The organism is Acidovorax sp. HMWF018 (genome assembly GCF_003061035.1).
Taxonomy (GTDB): Bacteria; Pseudomonadota; Gammaproteobacteria; order Burkholderiales; family Burkholderiaceae_C; genus Acidovorax; species Acidovorax delafieldii.
Window position 1 is genome coordinate 30,459 of the sequence record NZ_QAIM01000426.1, and the last position, 2,796, is coordinate 33,254.

1 protein-coding gene and 1 pseudogene are annotated in these 2,796 nt (G+C 65.0%); one reads left to right on the forward strand and one right to left on the reverse strand.

Annotated features, from left to right (window positions below; all coding sequences use genetic code 11):
• Positions 1 to 219 precede the first annotated feature (219 nt).
• Entirely contained in the window at positions 220 to 2,211 is a 1,992-nt protein-coding gene (locus DBR23_RS17865; protein ID WP_056581648.1) for a relaxase/mobilization nuclease and DUF3363 domain-containing protein, read from the forward strand.
• A 200-nt stretch (positions 2,212 to 2,411) separates the two neighbouring features.
• Here DBR23_RS17865 and prpE read toward each other — a convergent pair.
• Positions 2,412 to 2,796, reverse strand: a pseudogene (gene prpE, locus DBR23_RS30955) (propionyl-CoA synthetase); the annotation flags it as partial.

The window sequence follows — 2,796 nt, forward strand, 5'->3', positions numbered from 1 at the left end:
GGGCCGCCGCTGCCCGGAGCGCCAGCGAGGGGCAAAGGCGGAAGGCAAGATTGAAGGGCGCGGCACCACGGTGCGCGCAAAGCCAGTCTGCACATGGGTTTGGGGCAGCACGCGCCACAGGGTGGCTTCGTGCCGCCAACAGCGCAAATGCCATGCAGGCATTGGGAACACCGTGTGCCGCATCCGCTCGGGCGCGATGGGCTTGGCTGGAGGCGCATCATGAGCCAGCGCGGAAACTCGGATGGTGATGACCGTTTCCGCGTGCGGCCAGGCAAGCCGAAGCAGCGCGGCGACACCTTCATTGCGCAGGTGCTGCGTCAGACCAGCAAGGCGGCTGGCGTTACAGGCGGCAAGCGCGGAATGGGTGGCAAGGTGAGGGGCAAAACCACCGGCAAGGCGCCTGGTTCTCGTCTGGGGCGCGGGCATACGGCGGCGAGCTTCACGGGCCAGTCCTTGACTGCCTATTCACGCCGGGCCACGGTCAAGGTTCGGCTGGTGTATTTGCAGCAGGCCAGCGGCAAATCGACGGTGCAGCACCTGCGTTACATCGGGCGCGAAGGCGTGGATCGCCAGGGCGAACAGGGACGGGCCTATGGGACCATCACCGACGAGGCGGACACGGCAGCTTTCGAGGAACGCGGGCGGGGCGACCGTCACCAGTTCCGCTTCATCGTCTCGCCCGAGCATGCCGACCAACTCGAAGACCTGCGCACCTATACCCGCCACCTGATGCAGCGCATGGAGGCTGATCTGGGCACCCGGCTGGACTGGGTGGCGGTGGATCACTGGAACACCGACAACCCGCACACCCACGTCGTGCTGCGCGGCAAGGACGATACGGGCAAAGACCTCATCATCTCGCAGGAGTACATCACCCGCGGGATGCGCGAGCGGGCGATGGAGCTGGCCACCGAATGGCTCGGGCCACGCACCGAGCTGGAGATCCAGCGCACTCTGGCCCGCGAGGTGGAGCAGGAGCGCTGGACTTCTCTGGATCGAACCTTGCAGCGTGAAGCGGTAGAGGGATTGGTGAAAATCGAACGCTTCAATGATCCCAAGCTGCAGCGCCAGCGCCTGCTGCTGGTCGGGCGACTGCAACGGCTTCAGCGCATGGGCTTGGCGACGGAAACCCAGCCTGGCACCTGTGCCGTCCACGCCGAAGCTGAGTCCACCCTGCGGGCGATGGGCGAGCGCGGCGACATCATCCGCACCATGCAACGTGCGATGGGCGGCAGGCAGCGCGACCTGGCCGTGTTCCAGCCGGCCGAAGATGGGCACTCCATCATCGGCCGCGTAGCGGGCAAGGGGCTGGCCGACGAACTGTACGACCGGGGCTATCTCGTGGTCGATGGCATCGACGGCAAGGCGCACTACGTCGCGCTGTCGCCCAGGACGAAACTGGAGCAGTATCCGATGGGCGCGGTGGTCGAGGTGAAAGGCTCTGCCGAGATACGGGCGGCGGACAAGACCATCGCCGCGATGGCAAGCAATGGCCTGTACCGCACCGACCATCACCTTGCCATCGCGCAAGGGCAGACTGTCCCTGGCCGCGATCCGCAAGAAGTCGTGGCAGCCCATGTCCGGCGCCTGGAAGCCCTGCGCCGGGCTGGCATCGTGGAGCGCGTGGCCGAGGGGCTATGGAAGGTGCCGGACGACCTGCCCGAGCGTGGCCGCCAGTACGACGCGCAGCGCCTGGGCGGCGTGGCCGTGGAGCTAAAATCGCACCTGCCCATTGAGCGTCAAGCTCGCGTCATCGGCGCCACCTGGCTCGACCAGCAGTTGATCGGCGGCGGCTCCGGCTTGGGTGATTTGGGTTTTGGTAGCGAGGCCAAGCAGGCAATGCAGCAGCGTGCCAACTTCCTGACGGAACAGGGGCTGGCCGAGCGGCGCGGGCAGCGCGTGATCTTGGCGCGCAACCTGCTGGGCACGCTGCGCGACCGGGAACTGACGCTCGCCGCGAAGGACATTGCCGCCGAAACCGGCTTGGGGTATCGCCCCGTGGCTGACGGCCAGCGCGTGGCCGGCATCTACCGGCGCAGCGTGATGCTTGCCAGCGGACGCTACGCACTGCTCGATGAGGGTATGGGGTTCAGCTTGGTGCCTTGGAAGCCGGTGCTTGAACAGCGGCTGGGGCAGCAACTCGTCGCCACAATGCGAGGCGGGAGCGTGTCATGGAAGATCGGGCGACGGCGCTACCTGTCCATCCAATGATGAATGGAGCAAATCAGAGATTCAACACGCCCCCTCATTCGGGCCAGCAATCACTGGGATTTTACCGTGTGTTGGCTTTGATACCGAGGTGATGGACTGCACAACTCTCTCCGTCTGTTTGTGACAGAGGGCTGACTTCAAAGCTTTGCTACTACCGTACGCAAGTGAGGCACGTTTCGGCAATTCCGGTGTGTTTTCTTCTAGTATTCTTCTACCAACAATGCACGTATCTGTTGCAGCGCAGCAGGATCGTCCATGGTGGTGAGGTCACCCGGATCGCGCCCCTCGCACACGGCCTGGATGGCGCGGCGCAACAGTTTGCCGCTGCGGGTCTTGGGTAGCACTGTCACGAAGCGCACCCGTGCCGGGCGCGCCACGGCACCCAACTGCTCGTCCACCCGCTTCATGATCTCGCCCTCCAGCTTGAGTTTCGAGGCATCGTCGTAGAGCGAAGAACTGTCCTTGGCCACCACGAAAGCCATCGCCACCTGCCCCTTGAGCTGGTCGGCAACCCCTACCACCGCCACCTCGGCCACATTGGCGTGGCTGGAAATGCTTTCCTCGATCTCCCGCGTGCCCAGGCGG

What these genes read in the sequence shown, in the direction of transcription:
- DBR23_RS17865 (WP_056581648.1), top strand. Translation starts at nt 220, where the DNA reads ATGAGCCAGCGCGGAAACTCGGATGGTGATGACCGTTTCCGCGTGCGG.